Annotated in this window: 19 protein-coding genes; 7 read left to right on the top strand and 12 right to left on the bottom strand. The window is 57.4% G+C overall.

Going from position 1 to position 20,128, the window contains the following annotated elements:
* Window positions 1–92: 92 nt before the first annotated feature.
* Window positions 93–773, top strand: a complete 681-nt coding sequence (gene trmB / locus DV520_RS08300; RefSeq protein ID WP_117142421.1) for a tRNA (guanosine(46)-N7)-methyltransferase TrmB — start codon at window positions 93–95, stop codon at window positions 771–773.
* A 147-nt stretch (window positions 774–920) separates the two neighbouring features.
* On the opposite strand, the gene DV520_RS08295 is transcribed toward trmB, so the two are convergent.
* The 3 genes from DV520_RS08295 to DV520_RS08285 all read right to left on the bottom strand — a co-directional run bounded on the left by DV520_RS08295 (window position 921) and on the right by DV520_RS08285 (window position 4,046).
* Window positions 921–2,042, bottom strand: coding sequence for a TPM domain-containing protein (locus DV520_RS08295; protein WP_117142420.1), 1,122 nt, complete (start codon window positions 2,040–2,042; stop codon window positions 921–923).
* 102 nt (window positions 2,043–2,144) lie between these two features.
* A complete protein-coding gene (locus tag DV520_RS08290) occupies window positions 2,145–3,311 on the bottom strand; it encodes a toxic anion resistance protein (RefSeq protein ID WP_117142419.1) in 1,167 nt (388 codons plus the stop codon).
* Window positions 3,312–3,326: 15 nt separating this feature from the next.
* Window positions 3,327–4,046, bottom strand: a complete 720-nt coding sequence (locus DV520_RS08285) for a 5-bromo-4-chloroindolyl phosphate hydrolysis family protein (RefSeq protein WP_021920548.1) — start codon at window positions 4,044–4,046, stop codon at window positions 3,327–3,329.
* Between the two features lie 239 nt (window positions 4,047–4,285).
* Here DV520_RS08285 and DV520_RS08280 point away from each other — a divergent pair, with 239 nt between their 5' ends.
* The 3 genes from DV520_RS08280 to recR all read left to right on the top strand — a co-directional run bounded on the left by DV520_RS08280 (window position 4,286) and on the right by recR (window position 5,864).
* On the top strand, window positions 4,286–4,540 hold the full coding sequence (locus DV520_RS08280; protein ID WP_117142418.1) for a hypothetical protein: 255 nt from the start codon (window positions 4,286–4,288) through the stop codon (window positions 4,538–4,540).
* A 6-nt stretch (window positions 4,541–4,546) separates the two neighbouring features.
* Window positions 4,547–5,194, top strand: coding sequence for a ribulose-phosphate 3-epimerase (gene rpe, locus DV520_RS08275; protein ID WP_117142417.1), 648 nt, complete (start codon window positions 4,547–4,549; stop codon window positions 5,192–5,194).
* A 67-nt stretch (window positions 5,195–5,261) separates the two neighbouring features.
* Window positions 5,262–5,864 carry a recombination mediator RecR gene (gene recR / locus DV520_RS08270; RefSeq protein WP_021920547.1) on the top strand — a complete coding sequence of 201 codons (603 nt, stop codon included), beginning with the start codon at window positions 5,262–5,264 and terminating at the stop codon, window positions 5,862–5,864.
* A gap of 100 nt (window positions 5,865–5,964) precedes the next feature.
* On the opposite strand, the gene DV520_RS12160 is transcribed toward recR, so the two are convergent.
* The 5 genes from DV520_RS12160 to mtnA all read right to left on the bottom strand — a co-directional run bounded on the left by DV520_RS12160 (window position 5,965) and on the right by mtnA (window position 9,396).
* Window positions 5,965–6,444, bottom strand: a complete 480-nt coding sequence (locus DV520_RS12160; protein WP_133308845.1) for a hypothetical protein — start codon at window positions 6,442–6,444, stop codon at window positions 5,965–5,967.
* A gap of 2 nt (window positions 6,445–6,446) precedes the next feature.
* Window positions 6,447–6,896: a hypothetical protein gene (locus DV520_RS08265; protein ID WP_117142416.1), complete on the bottom strand. Its 450-nt coding sequence runs from the start codon at window positions 6,894–6,896 to the stop codon at window positions 6,447–6,449.
* Window positions 6,893–7,297, bottom strand: a complete 405-nt coding sequence (locus DV520_RS08260) for a PadR family transcriptional regulator (RefSeq protein ID WP_021920545.1) — start codon at window positions 7,295–7,297, stop codon at window positions 6,893–6,895. Before DV520_RS08260 ends, DV520_RS08265 begins: the two co-directional genes overlap by 4 nt.
* A gap of 360 nt (window positions 7,298–7,657) precedes the next feature.
* On the bottom strand, window positions 7,658–8,314 hold the full coding sequence (locus DV520_RS08255; protein WP_117142415.1) for a class II aldolase/adducin family protein: 657 nt from the start codon (window positions 8,312–8,314) through the stop codon (window positions 7,658–7,660).
* A complete protein-coding gene (gene mtnA / locus DV520_RS08250; RefSeq protein WP_021920543.1) occupies window positions 8,311–9,396 on the bottom strand; it encodes an S-methyl-5-thioribose-1-phosphate isomerase in 1,086 nt (361 codons plus the stop codon). The genes DV520_RS08255 and mtnA overlap by 4 nt, the downstream gene beginning before the upstream one ends.
* A 539-nt stretch (window positions 9,397–9,935) precedes the next feature.
* Here mtnA and DV520_RS08245 point away from each other — a divergent pair.
* Entirely contained in the window at window positions 9,936–11,162 is a 1,227-nt protein-coding gene (locus DV520_RS08245) for an aspartate aminotransferase family protein (RefSeq protein WP_117142414.1), read from the top strand.
* Between the two features lie 225 nt (window positions 11,163–11,387).
* On the opposite strand, the gene DV520_RS08240 is transcribed toward DV520_RS08245, so the two are convergent.
* Window positions 11,388–14,855, bottom strand: a complete 3,468-nt coding sequence (locus DV520_RS08240) for a pyruvate carboxylase (RefSeq protein WP_021920541.1) — start codon at window positions 14,853–14,855, stop codon at window positions 11,388–11,390.
* Window positions 14,856–15,368: 513 nt separating this feature from the next.
* On the opposite strand from DV520_RS08240, the gene pdxR reads away from it, so the two are divergent.
* Window positions 15,369–16,778 (top strand): MocR-like pyridoxine biosynthesis transcription factor PdxR, encoded by a 1,410-nt coding sequence (gene pdxR / locus DV520_RS08235; RefSeq protein ID WP_021920540.1) that lies wholly within the window; start codon window positions 15,369–15,371, stop codon window positions 16,776–16,778.
* A gap of 105 nt (window positions 16,779–16,883) precedes the next feature.
* Entirely contained in the window at window positions 16,884–17,855 is a 972-nt protein-coding gene (pta, locus tag DV520_RS08230) for a phosphate acetyltransferase (protein ID WP_021920539.1), read from the top strand.
* A gap of 66 nt (window positions 17,856–17,921) precedes the next feature.
* Here pta and DV520_RS08225 read toward each other — a convergent pair whose 3' ends face one another.
* From DV520_RS08225 to DV520_RS08215, 3 genes are all read right to left on the bottom strand, one after another.
* The gene (locus tag DV520_RS08225; protein WP_117142413.1) at window positions 17,922–18,368 is read right to left on the bottom strand and encodes a zinc ribbon domain-containing protein; all 447 of its coding nucleotides are present in this window, start codon (window positions 18,366–18,368) and stop codon (window positions 17,922–17,924) included.
* 191 nt (window positions 18,369–18,559) lie between these two features.
* Window positions 18,560–19,042 (bottom strand): YbaK/EbsC family protein, encoded by a 483-nt coding sequence (locus DV520_RS08220; RefSeq protein ID WP_021920537.1) that lies wholly within the window; start codon window positions 19,040–19,042, stop codon window positions 18,560–18,562.
* 25 nt (window positions 19,043–19,067) lie between these two features.
* Window positions 19,068–20,006 (bottom strand): early set domain-containing protein, encoded by a 939-nt coding sequence (locus DV520_RS08215; protein ID WP_117142412.1) that lies wholly within the window; start codon window positions 20,004–20,006, stop codon window positions 19,068–19,070.
* Between the last annotated feature and the right edge of the window lie 122 nt (window positions 20,007–20,128).

Below are 20,128 nucleotides of genomic sequence, written 5' to 3'. Positions count from 1 at the left end.
CAAAGGGAGAAACTTATGGTATGATAGCCAGAAAGTGACGAAACTCCCCGGGGTTTCGCAAGTTTGCGTCTGCCATCAGAGGAGGAAACCCAATGCGTATGAGAAGAAAAAAGAATCTGGTGCCCCGGATGGAGCGGTGTGCCCAGTGGCTGATTTCGGACCCCCAGGCTCTGCGGGGCAACTGGCGCTCCCTGCTGCCCGGAGCCAAGGAGCTCCGGATCGAGCTGGGGTGCGGCAAGGGCCGCTTCACCTGCCAGACGGCCGCCGCCGCGCCGGAGGTCCTGTTTGTGGCGGTGGAGCGGGTGCCGGACGCCATGGTCATGGCCATGGAACGGGCCCGGGACATGGAGCTGCACAATGTCTTCTTTATTGACGCCGACGCGGCCAATCTGCCGGCGTTTTTTGCCCCGGATGAGGTGGACCTCATCTACATTAACTTCTGCGACCCTTGGCCCCCCAAGCGCCACGCCAAGCGGAGGCTGACCCACCGGGATTTCCTGCTGCGCTACCGGCAGGTGCTGCGGGCGGGGGGAGAGATTCACTTCAAGACGGACAACGTGGGGCTGTTTGCCTTTTCCGTGACGGAGTTTCCCTTGGGCGGTTTCTATCCAGAGCAGGTGACCCACGACCTCCATGCCCAGGGCATCCAGGGGATTATGACCGACTATGAGGAAAAATTCCATAACATGGGCACCAAGATCAACCGCTGTGTGGCGGTGAAAGGGGATCTTCCCCCCCAGCCTGTACTGGAAGCGAACACTCCGGAGGCGTGAGGGGAGAAGGCCAAAAAGGGACGAAAAACCCCACCGGTTCGAGAGAGTATCTCTAGCCGGTGGGGTTGCCTTTTGAGAGCGGGAGCAAAAAACCCTGGGAACGAAGAAACTTCGGCCCAGGGTATCCAAAAGAAAGGGGAAAGGGGACTACATGCGCCGCCCACCGAACAGGCGGCTGACTTGGTCCTGGAGCAGGTGCACCCATTCCCACCCCATGTCCCAAAGGCGGCTCCACGTTCCCCAGAGGCCGCGGTGCTCCCGGCGGAACGCTTCCTGGGGGTCTCCCCGGAATCCCGAGGCCTGCGGCCCCACATCCGGCCCGGGGCCGGTGTAGGCGTTCTCCTGCGCGCCGCCGGTCCCATCGGGGCCCGGCTGGTCGCCGTCGTCCTCGAAATCGTCGTCGTCCTCGTAGGGGGCCTCGGACACCAGGTACAGCATACGGCGGTACCAGGACGAGCCCTGCCCGTGCCAGAAGAGCAGGGGACGGAAAAAGACCGGGGGATTGGAGAGGGAGCCGGGGGGGTGCTTGGTGATATATTCCCGAAAACGGTGGCGGTCAATCAGGTTCAGCACCACCAGCAGCAGAATAATCCACCAGATATTGACCAGCAGGGTAAAGAGAATCCCCAGCAAAACATCGCCAAGGGAGAGAATCTGAACTTTATTGTCGTTCTGTAAGAACGGGTTGCCCGGTTCCGGGGTGTCATCCAAAACAGGAAGGGTCTCCGCGCACCAGTGCTCCAGATCATCGAACAGGGATAAAATCCCCGCGTCACTCTCGCCCTGGAAAAAATCCGTGTCCAGGTTATCCTTCAGCAGGGCGGCCAGGGCGTCGTTATTCTCCGCATAGGTTCGCAGTCCCCCGCCGTAGACCAGGTACCAGGCCTGGCTGCTGGACTCAATGACCAGCAGCATATCCTTCCGGCCCAGATCGACCTGCTGGAAGAGGTCCTTGGAATAGGATGCGATGTCCTGGCCGTTGAGATAGTTCACTGTCTTCAGCGCCAGCAGACATCCGTAGGTGTTGTTTAGGTCCAGGTTGTTTCGGGCCAGGGTGTCGGTGGTCTCCATGGAAAAGAGACCGGCGCCGTCATCAATCCAGTTGAGAAAGTAGTTGAGGCCGCTCTCCCCGGCCCGCTGGCTCTGCACCACCGAGTCGGGGTCGGAGTGGCTGGCCTCATAGGCCCGGGAGTAGCCCCAGACACAGCACAGGGCCACCAGCAGGGCCGTCAGCAGGATGGCGACGGATGTTTTCTTGAAAAATTTCATAGGAACCTCCAAGAGAGAATAGGTGTTCCAAACGATATCACCGTCTGCGGCGCAAACGATGCGCTGGCAGGAAACACGCGCCCCCAGGGCGGGGCGGAGGGATCATGTCCGCAGGGCCAACAGTTTTTGTTTCAGTTCGCCCTCAATCCGGCCCAGCTCTGCCTCGGCCTCTCTGCGCTTTTGGGTTCCCTCGGTTTGAATCCGCAGGACTTCGTCCAGGGATTCCATCAGCTGTTGGTTGGTATGGCGGAGGGTTTCCAGGTCCACAATGGACCGCTCAGCCTCCCGGGCGGTGTCAATGGTCCCTGTTTTCAGCAGGTCGGCGTTCTGCCGGAGGAGGTTGTTGGTCATCTCCGTGACCGCGTTTTGGGCGGCGGTGGCCTGCCGGGCGTGCTCCAGTCCCAGGGCCAGAACCATCTGGCTCTTCCAGAGGGGGATGGTGTTGACCAGGCTGGACTGAATCTTTTCAATCATCAAGGTGTCGTTATTTTGCAGCATCCGGGTCTGGGGCCCCATTTGCAGGGAGATCATCCGGGTCAGCTCCAGGTCGTGGAGCTTTTTCTCAAAGCGGTTGCACAGGCTGACCATGTCGTTGTACGCCTGGGCATCCGCCTGGGTCCCGCTGGCGGCGGCCTGCTGCTGGAGCTGGGCCAAGTCCTCCCGCTGAATCTGGGCCAGGCGCTGTTTCCCGGCCAGGATGTACATGGTCAGCTCCTGCTGATACTTGGCGTTCAGCTCAAACATCTGGTCCAGGTTGGCCACGTCCTTCATCAGGGTGATCTGGTGGGCCTGCAAGTTTTCCACAATTTGATCCACGTTGGCGGAGGCTTTGGCGTACCCGGCTTTCAGGGCGGCCAGCTGATTCTTTTTCCGGCGGAAAAAGCCGGCAAAGCCTTTTTTCTCCTCCTCCGGGTCAAATTCCTGCAGCTGCCGGACCAGGTCGGCCAAGGTCTCTCCGATCTGCCCCAGGTCCTTGGTGCGAATCTGCTGCAAGGTGTTTTCGGAAAACTCGGAGACATTTTTCTGGGCGGCGGCGCCGTACTGGAGGACCACATTGCTGTCGGTGATGTCAATGGTTCTGGCAAAGTCCTCCACAGCTTTCCGCTGGGCTGGGGAGAGCTTGGCCTCGTCCAGGTCGCTCTCCGGCAAATGCGCCTCTGCCGGCGGGGTGCTTGCTGCCGCCGGGGCGGGGGCCGCGGCGGCCTGTCCCTGGCCAGCCAGGGGAGAGTTGGGATTCAGCGTGAGTTCGGGAATGAATTCGTCTGCCATGAAACCGGTCCTTTCTTAGTCTTGGTCCGGACGCGCGCCGCCGAGCCCCTCCTGGGCCAGCAGATTTTCCATGACGGTGATATCCGAGGCAATGTCCATGGCATCGTCCCGGAAGAGGGCGTCCAGCTGCTTATGGAAGGCCATGACGATGGTGTCCATCATGGTTTCAATCCGCTGCATGGTGCTGTCAATATTCTCCCCGGAAACGCCCGCGGCGCCCATGCGGTCATAGGCGTTGAGGATTTTCAGGGTGGTGGGCAGGTAGTAGTTCATAAAGGTTCGAATCTGCGAGAGCTTTTCCGGGTGGGCCACTACCTGATCAATGATCTTGCCGGTGGTGTCCTCCAGCTGGTCAATGCGCCGGGAGATGATCTCATCCTCAATGGCGTCGTTCAGCCGGCGCATCTCCTGCAGGGCCCGGTCCTTTTCCTGGATCAGGGCATCTATTTTGGGGTCTCCCGTGGAGGACGGGGCTTCTTCCTGGGCCTCCTGGGCGGCGTCCTGCGCTGGGGGTTCCTCTTCCGAAGCAGAGGGCGCTGCTTGGGGTTGGGGGTCCGGCATTTCATAGGATATGGTGGGGAAAATGCCCTTTGCCACAATGAAGACCACGGCGGACAGCAGGATAACTGTCACATAGTCGGAGACCCGATACAGCGGGTGCACCAGGGTAAAAATCACCCAGACCAGGGCAATGGCGTAAATCGGGATGACAGGGCGCTTTTTGAATTTTGCCATGGGCGGGACCCGTCCTTTCCAGAAAGTTGTATACTCTAATATTATAACATTTTACCCGCAGAAAGAAGCCCTGTCAAGGACTGCTTTCCATTGACAGGGAGGAAAAAGGCGGATAGAATGGAAACCGCCGGGCCGGAGAACCGGCCGCGGCGGCCGAATGTCCCGACCAAGGGGGAGAGGCCCGGGGGCCCCAGGGTCCCAAGACTGTTTGAGGGGGCGCCCCAGGCGTCTCCGCGCCCATGGAACAGGGCGCCCTGCCGGACAAAAAAGACCGGCAGAGCCGGCACCCGTTCCAAAGGCTATATGATGCGGCGGGCTGCCAGGTCGTCGCCGTCGGGGCCGGTCCGTGGCGTAAGGAAAGACCGACGGCGGTCCCGGTGCTCCTGGGCGGGGAAGGGCTCCCCGCCGCCGCTTGCCGTATCCTATGCGGCGGGCGGACCATGTGTGCCCTGGCCGGGGCCCTGTCCAGCCAGCGGCTGACGAGAAAGGAATGATGTGTCATGATTACAATCGCCCCCTCCATCCTCTCCGCCGACTTTGCCAACCTGGGCCGGGATGTCCAGCGGGTCCGGGAAGCGGACTGGCTCCATGTGGATGTGATGGACGGTATGTTTGTCTCCAACATCAGCATTGGCGTGCCTGTGGTGAAATCTCTGCGAAAGTTCACCGATCAGTTTTTGGATGTACACCTTATGATTGAAAAACCGGTGCGCTACGTGGATGCGTTTGCGGATGCCGGAGCGGACCTTCTGACCGTCCATCTGGAGGCGGATATGCCCCCCGGCATTCAGGCGGCCCTGGCGGCCATGGAGCGGCGGGGCGTCCGGAAGGGCATTGCCCTGCGGCCCATCACCGCGGCGGAGGCCGTGCTGCCCTATCTGGACAAGGTGGACCTGATTTTGGTGATGACAGTGGAGCCCGGGTTCGGCGGCCAGGCGTTTATGGCCGATCAGCTGCCCAAGATTGCCGCCATCCGCCGCTATATTCAGGAACGTAACCCCGCCTGCCGGCTGGAAGTGGACGGCGGCGTGGACCCGGTGACAGCCCGCCAGGTGGTGGAGGCCGGCGCCGACGTACTGGTGGCGGGCAGCGCAATCTATGGCGCGCCGGACCCCGCCCAGGCCATCCGGGCCCTGCGGGGAGAGTAACCCCGGCCCGCAGACGCTGGCAAGAGGCCCAGCAGTATCCCCAAGAAAAGAAGGAAGAGGTAGCTTCATGGAATACTTCCCCCCCGCATTGGAAAAAATGGTGGAACAGTTTGCCCGCCTGCCCGGCATTGGCCATAAGACTGCCCAGCGCCTGGCGTTTTTTGTCCTGTCTCTGCCCGAGAATGAGGTGGAGCAGTTTGCTCAGGCGATTTTGGAGGCCAAGCGGTCCATTGCCCTCTGCCCCGTCTGTCAGAACCTCACGGAAGGAGAGGGGCTGTGCCCCATCTGCGCCAGTGAGAAACGAGATGGCAGCGTGGTCTGTGTGGTGGCCGATCCCAAGGATGTCATTGCCATGGAGCGGGCCCGGGAATACCACGGGACCTACCATGTGCTCCATGGGGTGCTCTCCCCAATGAATGGCGTGGGGCCCGACGACCTGTATATCAAATCCCTCCTGGACCGGGTGGCGCAGGGGGAGATTCAGGAGGTCATTATGGCGACAAATCCCGACACGGAGGGAGAGGCCACGGCCATGTATCTGTCCCGTATGCTCAAGCCGTTCGGTGTAAAGGTGACCCGTCTGGCCTATGGTGTTCCCGTGGGGGGCCACTTAGAATATGCTGACGATGCTACCCTTATGCGCGCGTTGGAGGGACGGCGGGAGATGTGAAAAGGGAAGAAAGACACTAAATATATAGAAAATATAACAACAGCCGCAACGAAACTAATTTCGTTGCGGCTGTTGTTATATTAGATGCAAAGAGATAAAATTATCCTCTGGTAATGGCACCATTAGGAGCACAATGCAAGGAAAGTCTTACAGGGACATTAATGGGAAAATCCTTTAACGTGGCAGTCAAAGTAGCTGTGCCACCGCTGCTGGAGGAGACATTAGTCGTTGTGATTTTGTGGTTGGTATAGCTCCAGCCGCTTGCAAGGCTTTTCGAGTATTCGGTACCTGTTACACCCGCAGTAATACCATTGTAGGTGAAATAGGCTTTTAAAGAAACAGTAGCGATCCAAACGCCATTGTTTTTAAATTCACTGCTCGAAATGGCACTTGTTGACTGATTGCGAGTCACACCGGGGTAAATTGTGATAGTAGTTTCGACAGTAATGCCATTACCTAAGTCTTCTACATAAAAAAGAGTTTCAGGATCGTTTGCTGCTTGAGCCTGGGAAAAAGGCATTGCACAGAAAACCAAAACCAAGGCCACAATAGTAGAGCATATCTTTTTAGCAGGATTCATCGTTAAGGAATCTCCTTTTGATTGTAATAATTTTCAATGTAGCTCTTTGCGTCTTCTATGTCAGGAGGAACATTGTCTTTGTCAATAACGATAGTGTTTTTCTCACTAATTTTGACACCAGACTGAATAGTTGATGTATAAATGACAAGTGTAGATAAAGCAACTACCACAACTGCGACACAAGCAATGATACTCAAACGAAGACGACGCTTTTTCTTCTTGAATTTCTGAACAACATCCGGAGACAAACGTTCCATAAGCGAAGCTGCTAAACTTTCAGGTTCTCCTAAAAATTCAACGATCCCGTCATAGTCCAAATTAGGATTATCCACTTGTAACTCAATCACCTGCTTGTTAACACTCAAAAGCAGACGATCTTGCTCGTCCTTGGGACAGTCCAAGTAGCGGCGAACTTCATCGTAATAGGTTTTCAAGTCGTTTGCTAACATCATGAGCATTCTCCTATGCGAATGGTGTTGGAATTCTCCTGATCCAGGATCTGATCCACAGCACCGGTGAAGGAACGATACTCCTCGATCAGTTTCTCGAGATAGTCTACTCCGGACGCAGTAATTGCGAAATAAATACGAACTCGATTGTCTTCGGACACCACCTTACCTTCCTCTTGAATGTACTGGAAACTCTGCAGACGATAGATGGCTTGATAAAGGGTATTAAAGGTGATCTTCCCTGTACTCATGCGGTCGATCTCCTGCATCATTTCGTAGGTGTACATTGATTTGTGGCGCAGCACGAAGAGCACCAACATCTCAGTTGTCGCCTTCTTCAACGCCTCACGGATACTTGCGGGAGTCCCGCTGGTTTTTGCGCGTTCGCGTTTTCGTTCAGCCATAGTAGAAAGGTCCTTTCTTTGAGTGAGCTCAAAAGTATATTATTTCAGAAACGCTATCCTGTCAATAACGTTTCTCTACAACAAATAAGGAAGAAATACTTATAACTTCGACCGAAATCGGTGTACTGTTGACAAGTTGTTGCTTCCTTAGAGCGGACAAACCGTTTTCTTCTGCCCATTCTCATTGATATAGTAATACAGATTCCCGGTTCTGTCCATCATCTTTTGAAAGATTTTACAAAAATTTTGGGATTTTTGTTGTTTTTTCAGGAAAAGTTTGGTATAAGCTGTGTGGAATTGCCCCCAATAAGCGGGCGGAAAGGGGAAACCCTCTCCGAAGGGAGGAGAACGGCAGCGGGGTCACTGGATGCCCCAGGCGGGGCGCAGCCCCTCCAACGCCTTAACCAGGGACTCCGGCATCGTGCGATGAATGCCCAAAGTCCGCAGGTGGAGGGTGACGGTGGCCAGCTGTTCCAGACATTCCAAACGGTAGTGGGCCTGCTCCATGGAGGTTCCCCAGGTGACCGCGCCGTGGTATTCCAGCAGCAGGGCCCGGTACGCCTGGCAGTAGGGGGCGACGCTGTCCGCCACCGCCTGGGAACCGGGCAGGGCAAAGGGGGCCACAGGCACGGTGCCCAGCTGCACCACAGCCTCCTGGAGGACAGGGCGGTCCAGGGGAAGGCCCGCCGCGGCGAATGCGGTGGCGGCAGGCGGGTGGGCATGCACCACGGCGCGGACGGCGGGGTTCTCCTGGTAGATGCGCAAGTGCATTTTTGTCTCCGAAGAGGGCTTCCGAGTCCCCTCCAATACCGTGCCATCCAGAGAGAGCTTGACCAGCATATCCTCCGTCATGGCGCCTTTTGAAACACCGGTGGGCGTAACCCACAGGGCGTTGTCCCCCACCCGAACGGACAGATTGCCGTCGTTGGCGGCCACCAGTCCCCGCTGATAAATTTTACGCCCGGCGTCCAAAATTTCCGCCTTGGCCTGGGCGTCTGAGGGATAGGGAGGGTTCATGTGGCCTCCTTTTCCGGGCGGCCGAAGACCTGGGCGAAGCTCTGCTCGAAGGGGGGATAGCAAATGCCTTTTTCTGTGACGATGGCGGTGATAAGGCTGTGATCCGTGACATCAAAGGCGGGATTGTAGCATTTGACCTGGGGCAGGGCGACGGGCGCGGAGAAGAATTTCTCCTTGAGCTCTCCACCGTCCCGCAGCTCGATGGGAATGTGATCCCCGTCGGGGCAGGTAAAGTCAATGGTGGAGGAGGGGCCCAGCACATAGAAGGGGATGCCGTAGTGCTTGGCCAGGATGGCCACCCCGGAGGTGCCGATTTTATTGGCGGTGTCCCCGTTGCGGGCCACCCGGTCACACCCAACAAAGCAGGCGTTGATCTTCCCCTCCTTCATCACAAGGCTGGCCATGTTGTCACAGATGAGGGTGCAGTCGATGCCGGCCTGCTGAAGCTCATAGGCTGTCAGACGGGCGCCTTGCAGGAGGGGGCGGGTTTCATCACACCAGGCGTGAAGGGGGATGCCCCGCTCCTTGGCCAGAAACAAGGGGCCCAAGCCGGTGCCGTACCGGGAGGTGGCCAGGGGGCCGGCGTTGCAGTGGGTGAGGATGCCGTCTCCCGCCTTGACCAGGGACAGGCCGTATTCCGAGATGGCGGTGCACATGGCGATGTCTTCCTGGTGAATGGCCCGGGCCGCCTGGCCCATGGCCGCCTGGATGGAGGGGACGTCGGCGCAGGGCATGGACTCGGCCACCGCCAGCACCCGGTCCAGCATGTGGCGCAGATTGACCGCTGTGGGGCGGGAACTGTTGAGGTAATCTCGGTTCCGGCGGCAGGCCTCTAAAAAGGGACCATATTGGGTTTCCTGACTTTGCAGCGCCAAAACGTACAGGGCATACCCGGCGAAGATGCCGATGGCGGGGGCGCCGCGGACCCGCAGGGAGGCGATGGCTTCGTAGAGATCTTCCGCCTGGGAGAGTTCCAAATAAACCGTCTCGTTGGGGAGCCGGCTTTGATCCAGAATACGCACCGCCCGCCCGCTGTCGGAGAGGCGGACGTTTTCCGCGTGGGTGATTCGTTTCAGTTCCATGGTTGCTTCACTTCCTTTGCAGATGTCTTATTGTAACAAGAACCGCGCGGAAAAGCAACGGAGGGGGGCGGGACAATCCCTGGCCGGGCAGAAAAAAAGGGCCAAATGCTGTCAGGGCAGGGAAAATGGTGCTTGTGCAAAACGACGAAGCACAAAATGACAAAGGAAGCGGGAAAAACTTGAAAAAGAAACGGAGGAAACGGACGAAAACTCCTTGCGGAGGGAAATAAAACCTGAAATTTCAGGGAAAAAAGAAAAAAAGAAAGAAGGACGCGGCGGACGATGCATAAAATCCTGCGTGGGAAATTGTATTTTCGCCAGAAACTGTTGGGAATAATTTGTGCAAAAGGTGCATTTCATTTTTGAGAAATTGGTGCTATTATAGTCACAAGTTACAGGGGATTCGTTGAAAGACGGATTTCCTGGCACGTGATTCAAAACAGACGGAATGAGTAGCCGGCTGTTGTGAATACTGGGCTTGGTTCACAGGCCTGGAAATCCCTATATTTACATTTATTTTTGAATGGGAGGAATTTCTTATGAGACTGAAAGACACTGGTCTGACCGCCGCTGAGCTGAAAGCTCAGGTCAAAAAGTACATGATCGAAACCTACGAGCGTATGGATTTCGTGGCAGATTATGCTGAAGGCATCTATATGTATGATGAGAACGGCGAAGCTTACCTGGACTTCTATGCAGGTATCGCTGTTAACTGCCTGGGCAACTGCAACCCCAAGGTGGTGAAGGCCGTTCAGGAGCAGTCCGCTCTGATTATGCAGACCTTCAACTATCCCTACACCATTCCTCAGGCTGTCCTGTCCAAGGAGATCTGCGAGACCATCGGCATGGACAAGGTTATGTACCAGAACTCCGGCGCTGAGGCCAACGAAGCTATGATCAAGATTGCCCGTAAGTGGGGCATTGAGAACATCGGTCCCGACGCTTGGCACATCATCACCGCAAAGCAGTCCTTCCACGGCCGTACCTTCGGCGCCATGACCGCTACCGGTCAGCCCGAGTCCGCCATCCAGAAGGGCTTCGGCGACCTGACCCCCGGCTTTACTTATGCTGAGTTCAACAACCTGGACGCCTTCAAGGCTGCCTATGTTGAGGGCAAGACCTGCGCCATCATGTTCGAGCCTGTTCAGGGCGAGGGCGGCGTGTTCCCCGCAACTGACGAGTTCATCCAGGGCATCCGTAAGTTCTGCGACGAGAAGGGCATCCTGATGCTGCTGGACGAGGTCCAGGCTGGTTGGGGCCGTTGCGGCGACTTCATGTGCTACATGACCTATGGCATTAAGCCCGACGTTGTCTCCATGGCTAAGGCTATGGGCGGCGGTATGCCCATCGGCGGCATCGCCTGCACCGACCGTGTCGCCACTGCTTTCGGCCCCGGCACCCACGGTTCCACCTATGCTGGCCACCCCGTCAGCTGCGCCGCTTCCCTGGCTGTTCTGCGTGAGCTGAAGGCTGGCAAGTGGCCCGAGAACGCCAAGAAGGTCGGCGATTACTTCGCTGCTGAGCTGGCTAAGATGCCTCACGTTGTGACCGTCCGTCACCGCGGCCTGTTCGTTGGTGTTGTTCTGGAAGACGGCATCAACGCTGTGGAAGTGAAGCGTCACTGCATCAAGAACCACTTCCTGGTCACCGCCATTGGCGCCAACATCATCCGTATGGTGCCTCCGCTGACCATCCGTGAAGTTGACTGCGACGAGGCTGTTGCAAGACTGTCCAAGTCCATCAATGAGGTTGCTGAGGGCAAGTAATTGACCCTTGTGAACCACTGATGAATCAGTAAAGATCGTCCCCCACCACACTGTGGTGGGGGACGTTTTTTGTTTTAACCGCAACCGGATAGAGAAATTTTATTTGACAGATCGTGTTTTGAGGTCTTTATGTTAAAATTTCTTGCCCAAGGAAAACAGAAAAATGAATAGAAAAAATTCCCCTCGCTCACCTGAGCGAGGGGAATTTTAGGTGTATTTAAGGGATTATTCCTCTTCATCCAAAATGAAGGAAACCAACAGATCTTCCGTGTTGACCCGGTCGCCGGGGGCCACATAAAGCTTATCGACCTTGCCGTTGACCTTGGAGACGAAGGTGGTTTCCATTTTCATGGCTTCCACGATCATCAGGGGCTGGTTGACCTTAACCTCGTCGCCCTCCTTCACCAGGACGGTTTCCACCGTGCCGGGAATGGTGGAGCCCAGGTGGCAGGGGTTGTTCTTGTCGGCCTTGAGTTTCCGGTCCTCCAGAACCTCCAGGGTCTTATCCAGCACCTTCAGCTCCCGGAGGATACCGTTGACCTCGAAGGTCAGCACGCGATAGCCTTCCTTGTCGGGATCGGACATGCCGACGAACTTGATCAGAATATCGCGGCCTTCACTGGCCTTCAGGACGGTCTCCTCTCCCTTGCGCAGGCCATAGAAGTAGACATGGCTCTCCAGGGTGGTGACGTCGTTGTAGGCCTCGAAGTGGGTGCAGTAGTCCTCATAAACCTTGGGATACAGGGCGTAGCTGACCGCCTTTTGCTCCATTTCGAAGTCAGAGAAGCCCTTCATATCAAACTTCTCCCGGAGGTGATGCTTGATATCCTCGAAGTCCACATCAGGCAGCAGGGTACCGGGACGGACGGTGATGGGCTCGATGTCCTTCAGAACAATCTTCTGCAGTTCCTTGGGGAAGCCGCCCTCGGGCTGCCCCATCATCCCCTTGAAGAAGTCGATGACGGAGTCGGGGTAGGACAGGGAGGCGCCCTCGGTGAGGATGTTGTCCTTGGTCAGGCCGTTCTTCAGCATGAAGATGGCCAGGTCACCGACCACCTTGGAGGAGGGGGTCACCTTGATCAGGTTGCCCAGAAGGATGTTGGCCTGGCGATAGAGCTCCTTGATCTTCTCAAACTCATCCTTGGAGCCCATTTCGGTGACCTGGGCCAGCAGGTTGGAGTACTGTCCGCCGGGGATCTCATACTTATAAATCTGGGCGTTGGGGGAGACCATGCCGCTCTCGTTGGCTTTGTAGACCTTGCGGACATGCTCATAGTAGCGGCTCAGCTCATCCAAGCCCTCAAAGTCCAGACCGGTATCCCGCTCGGTGCCCTTCAGGGCTTCCACCACCACGTTGAGGGAGGGCTGGCTGGTGCAGGAGCTCATGGACTCGATGGCCAGGTCCACGATATCCACGCCAGCCTCGGCAGCCTTCAGCACGGTGGCGACGCCAGCACCGGTGGTGTCGTGGGTGTGCAGGTGAACGGGGATGTGGAGCTCGGACTTGAGGGTTTCCACCAGCTTCTGGGCCGCATAGGGTTTCAGCAGGCCGGCCATGTCCTTGATGGCCAGGATGTGGACGCCCATGGCCTCCAGCTCTTTGGCCTTTTCCACATAGTAGTCTAAGGTGTACTTGACCTCGTTGGGGCTCATGATGTCGCCGGTGTAGCACAGGGAGCCCTCGACGATTTTGCCGGTTTTCAGGGCCTCTTCCACAGGCATCTTCATGTTCTCGATCCAGTTCAGGCTGTCAAAGACACGGAAGACATCCACGCCCTTGATGGCGGAGATCCGAATGAATTCCTTCACCAAGTTGTCGGGATAGTTGCTGTATCCCACGGCGTTGGAGGCCCGCAGCAGCATCTGGATCAGAGTGTTGGGCATTCTCTCGCTGAGGATCTCCAGACGCTTCCAGGGAGACTCCTTCAGGAAACGATAGGCGGTGTCGTAAGTGGCGCCGCCCCAGGCTTCCACGGAGAAAGCGTTCTGGAAAATCACGTTGGAGGCCTTTGCCGCGCCCACAATATCCTTGGTCCGCATCCGGGTGGCGATCAGGGACTGCTGGGCGTCACGCATGGAGGTGTCGGTGACATACAGGCGCTTTTCGCCCAAGATCTTCTGGGTAAAGCCCTTGGCGCCCAGCTTCTTGAACTCGTCCTTGGCACCGTAAACCAGGGCGGTCTCGTCGTACTTGGGCAGGACACGGTCCTCGAAGTAGGGCTTTTCTCCCTTGGAGACGTTGACAATTTTGTCCCCCAGGAAGTCCAGAATCTTGGAGACCCGGTCCGGGCTCTGGGACAGGGAGAAGAGCTCGGGTGTCTCCTCAATGAAGGTGGTATAGCACGCACCCGCCTGGAAGGTGGGGTTGTTGATGACGTTAATCAGGAAGGAGATATTGGTCTTGATGCCCTGAATCCGCATCTCCCGCAGGGCACGCAGGGACTTGACCGCGGCGCCCTTGAAGGTCCGGTCAAAGGAGCAGACCTTTACCAGCAGGGAGTCGTAATAGGGCAGAATCTCGGCGCCGGTGTAAACGTTGCCCCCGTCCAGACGAATGCCGTTGCCGGAGCCGGAGTGATAGACACTCACCTTGCCGGTGTCGGGCATAAAGTTGTTGGAGGGGTCCTCGGAGGTGACACGGGTCTGGATCGCGTAGCCATGGCATTCGATGGCCTTCTGGGAGGTGATGTTGATCTCCGGGGAGTTCAGGGGATAACCCTCGGCAATCAGGATCTGGGAGCGGACAATATCCACGTCGGTCACCAGTTCAGTGACGGTGTGCTCCACCTGAATCCGGGGATTCATCTCAATGAAGTAGGGGTTGCCGTCCGAGTCCACCAGAAACTCGCAGGTGCCGGCGTTGCGGTAGCCCACCTGCTTGCACAGACGAATGGCACTGTCAAAGATCTTCTGCCGGGAGGCCTCGGGAACGGAGAAGGCGGGCGCATACTCCACCACCTTCTGGTGCCGGCGCTGCACGGAGCAGTCACGGTCAAACAGGTGCACCACATTGCCGTAGTTGTCGGCCAGGACCTGGACCTCCACGTGCTTGGGGCCCTTCAGGTATTTCTCAATAAAGACCTGGTCGTCGCCAAAAGCCTTCTTGGATTCGTCAATGGCCTCCTTGAACTCCTTGGGCATATCCTCTTCCCGGGAGACGATCCGCATGCCCCGGCCGCCGCCGCCGTTGGAGGCTTTCAGCATCACGGGATAGCCGACCTTCTTGGCCACCTCCATGGCTTCCTCCACGGTCTTCATGGCGTGGTCCACGCCGGGGATGATGGGAACCTGGGAGGCAATGGCGATCTGCTTGGAGGAGATCTTGTCGCCCATGGCGTTCATGCTGTCCACGGTGGGGCCGATGAAGGTGATACCGTTCTTTTCACACTCTTCCACCAGAACTGGGTTTTCCGCCAGGAAGCCATACCCGGGGTGGATGGCGTCCACATTGTGGTCCTTGGCAATCTTCAAAATGGTGGGGATGTCCAGATAGGCGTCGATGGGGCCCTTCTCCGGGTTCAGGGGATAGGCCTCGTCCGCCAGGGTGCGGAACATGGCGTACTTGTCTTCCTTGGAGTAGACGGCTACCGAGGTGATGCCCAGCTCGTTGAGCGCCCGGAACACGCGGATGGCGATCTCTCCGCGGTTTGCCACCAGTACTCGCTTGAAGTTCTTGATACGTACTTCACTCATAAGCAAACTCCTTCTTAACGTCGTGTTGGGATAGAAATCAAGATATCCTTCGAGGCAGCTCCTCTGCCAGTGTTCACTTTGCAAGAACAAATGTGTTTCTATTCGTGTTTCATTATACACGAAAAGAAAAAACCTTGCAAGTACTCTGACGGTGAAGGAGCCTGAGGGGAAACCGTCAAAATGACCTGTGGCTTGGGCGGAAAACACTGGGCAGAGGGAGGGGAAGCGGGGATTCCGCTCTATTATCATAAATTTTAAGGGACTTTCCCTTGGGCTTTTATCATAATTTTCACAAGAAATCATTCGGCAGAATTTTCCAAAAAATGGGACCAAAAAAGAGCACCAAACATCGGGGAAAAACCGTGGGAAAAATCTGATAGATTGACGAAGAGGTTTTCCGGCTTCCCTTCCTTTACAAGGGGATACCGTGGGACTATAATAAACCTGATAATATGAGAAAAAACATTTTTGTGCCAGGTGGCATGGCCAGTTTGTGGGAAGGAGGCCCGGAATTTGCTCACCTATTCCTTTGAAAACATTGACACGGAGAGCATGTATGAGCATCTTTACCGGTGTATTAAGCAGGATATTCTCCAGAAAAAGCTGCGGGCGGGGGAGAAGCTGCCCTCCAAGCGGACCTTTGCCAAGAATTTGGGGGTAAGCACCATCACCGTGGAGAGCGCCTACGCACAGCTGGTGGCGGAGGGCTTCCTCTACACCCTGCCCAAGCGGGGGTATTATGTCTGTGAGCTGGAGCGGGAGGAGCCGGTGGCGCCGCTTCCTCCCCGGCCCAAGGGGCCCGCGCCCCGGGAGCCCGACAAGCGGGCCTATTGGGCGGATTTTGTGGGCAGTTCCGTGGCCCGGGATATGTTTCCCTTCTCTGTGTGGGTAAAGCTTCTGCGGGATGTCACAGCGGGGGAGGATGAGGCGACGTTGCTCACCGATACCTCTGCGGGAGGCATCCGGCAGCTCCGGCAGGCCATTTCCGACCACCTCTATCAATTCCGGGGGATGACCATTGACCCGGAGCAGATCGTGGTGGGGGCGGGGACGGAGTACCTGTACAGCGTCCTGATCCAGCTCCTGGGACGCCAGTGGGGCTATGCGGTGGAGGACCCGGGTTATCTTCGGCTGAGTAAGATCTATGAGAAGAACGATGTGGTGACCTATCACATTCCCATGGACCAGGCCGGCATTATTCCAGAGAAGCTGGAGGAGAGCGGCGCGGAGATTCTCCACATCACCCCCTCCCATCACTTCCCCACGGGGATTGTCATGCCGGTCAGTCGGCGGTATGAGTTTCTCAGCTGGGCCTCCAAAGGGGAGAACCGGTATATCATTGAGGACGATTATGACTGTGAGTTCCGTCTGGCCGGCCGGCCCATCCCCACATTGCAGAGCATTGATGTGATGGAGAAGGTCATCTATATCAATACCTTTTCCAAGAGCCTGGCCCCGGCCTTTCGGATCAGCTATCTGGTTCTGCCCAAGCACCTGGTCACCCGGTTTTATGAGACCCTGGGGTTTTATTCCGGCACGGTCTCCTGCCTGGAGCAGATGACCTTGGCCCGGTTCCTCTCCGAGGGATATTTTGAAAAACACATCAACCGGATGCGCAACCACTACCGGGCACTTCGGGACAAGCTCCTGCTGGCCCTGCGGCAGTCCCCTCTGGCGGGCAGGGTGAAGATCAGCGAGGAGCATGCGGGCCTTCATTTCCTGCTGGAGCTGGACACCCAGCGCAGCGACGAGGAGATTCTCCAGGCGGCCCAGGCCCAGGACCTGCGGATCTCCTTCGTGTCCCAATATTATGTTGCCGCCCAGAACCGCCGTCCTCATGTGCTGGTGATGAATTATTCCGGCCTGGAGGAGGAGAAGGTGGAGGAGGCGGTTTCCCGCCTGTGCCGGGCGGTGCTGGGATGAGAATTCCCCTTCGGCCCTTGCATCGGCGGTGAGATAGTGCTACAATAAACTGGTTGATTTCGTAAGAAAAAGACGGAACCGTCTTGTATTTGGAGGTAACCTATCATGTTTGCAAAACTGATCGAAACCCTGAAAGCCAATCCCCGCACCCTGGTTTTTACCGAGGGCTCTGACGCCCGGATTCTGGAGGCCACCGCCCGCCTGAAGAAGGATGGTTTCCTGACCCCCATCCTGGTGGGTGTGGAGACCGAGGTCAAGGCCGCAGCGGAGAAGGGCGGCTTTGACATTGAAGGCGTGCGCATTGTGGACCCGGCCACCTATGCCGGCATGGACGCCATGGTGGAGAAGATGGTGGAGCTGCGCAAGGGAAAGATGACCCCCGAGGACTGCCGGAAGAACCTGATGAAGGGCAACTACTTCGGCACCATGCTGGTCAAGATGGGGGAGGCCGACTGCCTGCTGGGCGGTGCCACCTACTCCACCGCGGACACCGTCCGGCCTGCGCTTCAGCTCATTAAGACCAAGCCCGGCAACAGCAACGTGAGCTCCTGCTTTATTCTCCAGCGGGAGAAGGACGGCGTGGACGAGCGCCTGTGCATGGGGGACTGCGCCATCCAGATCGATCCCGACGAGGACGCCCTGGTGGAGACCGCGCTGGAGTGCGCCAAGACCGCCGCGACCTTCGGCATTGACCCCAAGATTGCCTTCCTGAGCTATTCCACCAAGGGCTCCGGCAAGGGTGACGCGGTGGACAAGGTGAAGAACGCCTGCGACAAGGCCAAGGCCGCCGCTCCTGAGCTGGCCATCGACGGCGAGATGCAGTTCGACGCCGCTGTGTCCCCGGTGGTGGGGCAGCAGAAGTTCCCCGGCTCCAAGGTGGCCGGCCACGCCAATACCTTTATCTTCCCGGAGATTCAGTCCGGCAACATTGGCTATAAGATTGCCCAGCGCCTGGGCGGCTTCGCCGCCTACGGCCCCATTCTCCAGGGCCTGAACGCCCCCATCAATGACCTCTCCCGGGGCTGTGACGCCGATGAGGTTTACAAGATGGCCATCATCACCGCTGCGCTGGCCTGAGCCCAGGCAATCCAACCAGACAAAACCCCGGACGGGATTCCCGTCCGGGGTTTTCTGCGTCCAATATCATTCCCTGGAACGCCAATGGGCCAGCTTGGGCAGCAGCTCGGTAAAGTAGGCGCGGACCTGCTCCGGGGGCCAGTGGCTGTTGGACAGGTGGCCGGCAAGAAATGCGATCAGCTCCTCCAAATTGGAATAGGTGAACGTCCCATCTGCATAGCACCACTTGCAGTATGCCTCATTGGGGGTGCCGTCGGGTTCCTTGCTGATGGAGGACTCCTCCAAAGGCATTCCGCAGCACTGACAGATCAGCTGCCTCGGGGCCCCCAGCAGTGCATGAAGGGATACGTCAAACAGGGCGGACAGCTGCTTCAGGGTCTCTGGATTTGGCGTGGTTTCTCCAGTTTCCCAGCGGGACACCGCCTGCCGGGTTACACACAGTTTTTCCGCGAGTTCCTCCTGGGTCCATCCGTTTTGGATGCGTAGCTGCAGGATCACATCCTTTGTCTCCATGTCATCACCTCGCGGCCATTGTACCATCTCCGGTGGGGAGAGGCAAGCAACAGGTGGTTGCGGCAACGCCTGGTGGTTGGATATCTGCTCTGCGGACGGACAAAAAGAGAGGGGGATGCCAGCGAAGGCACCCCCTTTTTGTACGCGATTTTCTGCTGTCTCAGGTATTTCCTGCAAACGCACGGGGGTGCTCAGTCCTCCGCCTGCCACCCCTTGCAGAAGTCCCCCCAGCCCTGGACATTCTGGGCATACTGCTCCAACTGGTCGCAGGTCAGCTCGATGGCGCTGTTGGCGGACCCGGCGGCGGGGAAGACAGAAGGAAAGCGTTTCATGGAGCAGTCCAGATAGACTGCCACATCTTCCTTGATGGCGAAAGGGCAGACCCCGCCCACGGCATGGCCCACCAGGTCCACCACCTCTTCGGGGGTGAGCATCTTGGCTTTGGTGTGAAAAGCGTTTTTGAATTTGGCGTTGTCCACCTTGGCGTCCCCGGCGGTGATAATGAGGATGGCCTTGCCATCCACCTTAAAGGACAGGGACTTGGCGATCCGGGCGGGGATGACGCCGGCGGCCTGGGCGGCCAGCTCCACCGTGGCGCTGGAGGTGGAGAACTCCAGCACGTTGTCTGCCATGCCAAACTGGGCAAAATAGTCACGTACGGCTGCGATTGACATAGGGGATTTCCTTCTTTCTGTTGTATTAGTATGGAAAGGTGTCCATTCGTCCTTCCCAGAGCAGGCTTCCTTGGGAGGAGTAGACTTTCATGGAGGCGGCGCCCTCCGGACCGTCTTCCGGCGTGGAGACGGCGCTGCCAGAATCGGGCTGGAGGGAAAGCTGGTCCACAAGAATGACGTAGCGGAGGCCATAGCTGTCCACAACCTCCGCGGACAGAGTAAAGACACGGCCGGAAGCGGCGGGATAGGCGGTGTCAAAGGGGAAGTAAGCCTCGGAACCCTCTGGGACATCCTCCCAGGGAATCGGAGTTTTGCCCACTTCTTTGCCATCCACGGCGGCCACCATGGTGACAGACTGGACCTGGCCGGGTGTCATCTGTGCGATGGAAAGGGAACCGTCTTCATATACAAGCTGGTCATTTTCCAGGGAAGCGGTGGTGTCCAGGGTGATCCACGGGTGGAGCAATTCCTCCGTGCCGGCCGCCTCCTGCAAGTCCAGTGCCTCGATTCGCTGCTGCGGACCCTCTGCCAGAATGACCTGTTGAAACGCCAGGGATTGGAGGAGGGGAACCTCTACCGTGACGGTGAAACTGCCGGTGTCCTGGGCCTCCATGGGATAGGATTTCCCGTTGCAGACAAGGGTGGCGGTGGTGACACTGGCGGTCTGCTCCTTGGGCACGGCGGTGAAGGTGACAGGGAGGGTTCCGGTCTCCGGGTTCAGGTCGCCGTAATGCCAGTCATAGTTGGCCAGCAGGGAGGCCTGGGTGTGGAGGGCGTCCTCCATCTGGTGAGGGAGGGCCTGCAGGGTGGCGTCCATCGCGGAGAGCTGTTCTGCCTGGGACAGAGTGGTGTCCTTCAGCTGACTCTTCAGCTGGAGGACCTGCCACAGACAGAGGGCAGCCAGGCCGCAGGCCGCAGCGGCAAGGATAAGAGGGAGAAAACGGGGCGGATGAAGTGGTTTCATGGGGCATCCTCCTATTTGTGTGTCGCGGGGCTTTAGGGACTTTATTTTTTATTCTACTATATCTGCCCTGGAATGGCAAGGGAAAGGGAGGTTTGCTGGAAGAGCGGACCTGTGATACAATG

Origin of the sequence: Evtepia gabavorous (genome assembly GCF_003425665.1) — a bacterium.
Lineage (GTDB): Bacteria > Bacillota > Clostridia > Oscillospirales > Oscillospiraceae > Evtepia > Evtepia gabavorous.
The sequence above is the reverse complement of the archived record's forward strand: the minus strand, read 5'-3'. Positions and strand labels throughout refer to the sequence as shown.

Bases quoted from the DNA above. Each gene is read 5' to 3' on its own strand.
- trmB (WP_117142421.1), top strand. From the start codon at position 93: ATGCGTATGAGAAGAAAAAAGAATCTGGTGCCCCGGATGGAGCGGTGT.
- DV520_RS08295 (WP_117142420.1), bottom strand. From the start codon at position 2,042: ATGAAATTTTTCAAGAAAACATCCGTCGCCATCCTGCTGACGGCCCTG.
- DV520_RS08290 (WP_117142419.1), bottom strand. From the start codon at position 3,311: ATGGCAGACGAATTCATTCCCGAACTCACGCTGAATCCCAACTCTCCC.
- DV520_RS08285 (WP_021920548.1), bottom strand. From the start codon at position 4,046: ATGGCAAAATTCAAAAAGCGCCCTGTCATCCCGATTTACGCCATTGCC.
- DV520_RS08280 (WP_117142418.1), top strand. From the start codon at position 4,286: ATGGAACAGGGCGCCCTGCCGGACAAAAAAGACCGGCAGAGCCGGCAC.
- rpe (WP_117142417.1), top strand. From the start codon at position 4,547: ATGATTACAATCGCCCCCTCCATCCTCTCCGCCGACTTTGCCAACCTG.
- recR (WP_021920547.1), top strand. From the start codon at position 5,262: ATGGAATACTTCCCCCCCGCATTGGAAAAAATGGTGGAACAGTTTGCC.
- DV520_RS12160 (WP_133308845.1), bottom strand. From the start codon at position 6,444: ATGAATCCTGCTAAAAAGATATGCTCTACTATTGTGGCCTTGGTTTTG.
- DV520_RS08265 (WP_117142416.1), bottom strand. From the start codon at position 6,896: ATGATGTTAGCAAACGACTTGAAAACCTATTACGATGAAGTTCGCCGC.
- DV520_RS08260 (WP_021920545.1), bottom strand. From the start codon at position 7,297: ATGGCTGAACGAAAACGCGAACGCGCAAAAACCAGCGGGACTCCCGCA.
- DV520_RS08255 (WP_117142415.1), bottom strand. From the start codon at position 8,314: ATGAACCCTCCCTATCCCTCAGACGCCCAGGCCAAGGCGGAAATTTTG.
- mtnA (WP_021920543.1), bottom strand. From the start codon at position 9,396: ATGGAACTGAAACGAATCACCCACGCGGAAAACGTCCGCCTCTCCGAC.
- DV520_RS08245 (WP_117142414.1), top strand. From the start codon at position 9,936: ATGAGACTGAAAGACACTGGTCTGACCGCCGCTGAGCTGAAAGCTCAG.
- DV520_RS08240 (WP_021920541.1), bottom strand. From the start codon at position 14,855: ATGAGTGAAGTACGTATCAAGAACTTCAAGCGAGTACTGGTGGCAAAC.
- pta (WP_021920539.1), top strand. From the start codon at position 16,884: ATGTTTGCAAAACTGATCGAAACCCTGAAAGCCAATCCCCGCACCCTG.
- DV520_RS08225 (WP_117142413.1), bottom strand. From the start codon at position 18,368: ATGGAGACAAAGGATGTGATCCTGCAGCTACGCATCCAAAACGGATGG.
- DV520_RS08220 (WP_021920537.1), bottom strand. From the start codon at position 19,042: ATGTCAATCGCAGCCGTACGTGACTATTTTGCCCAGTTTGGCATGGCA.
- DV520_RS08215 (WP_117142412.1), bottom strand. From the start codon at position 20,006: ATGAAACCACTTCATCCGCCCCGTTTTCTCCCTCTTATCCTTGCCGCT.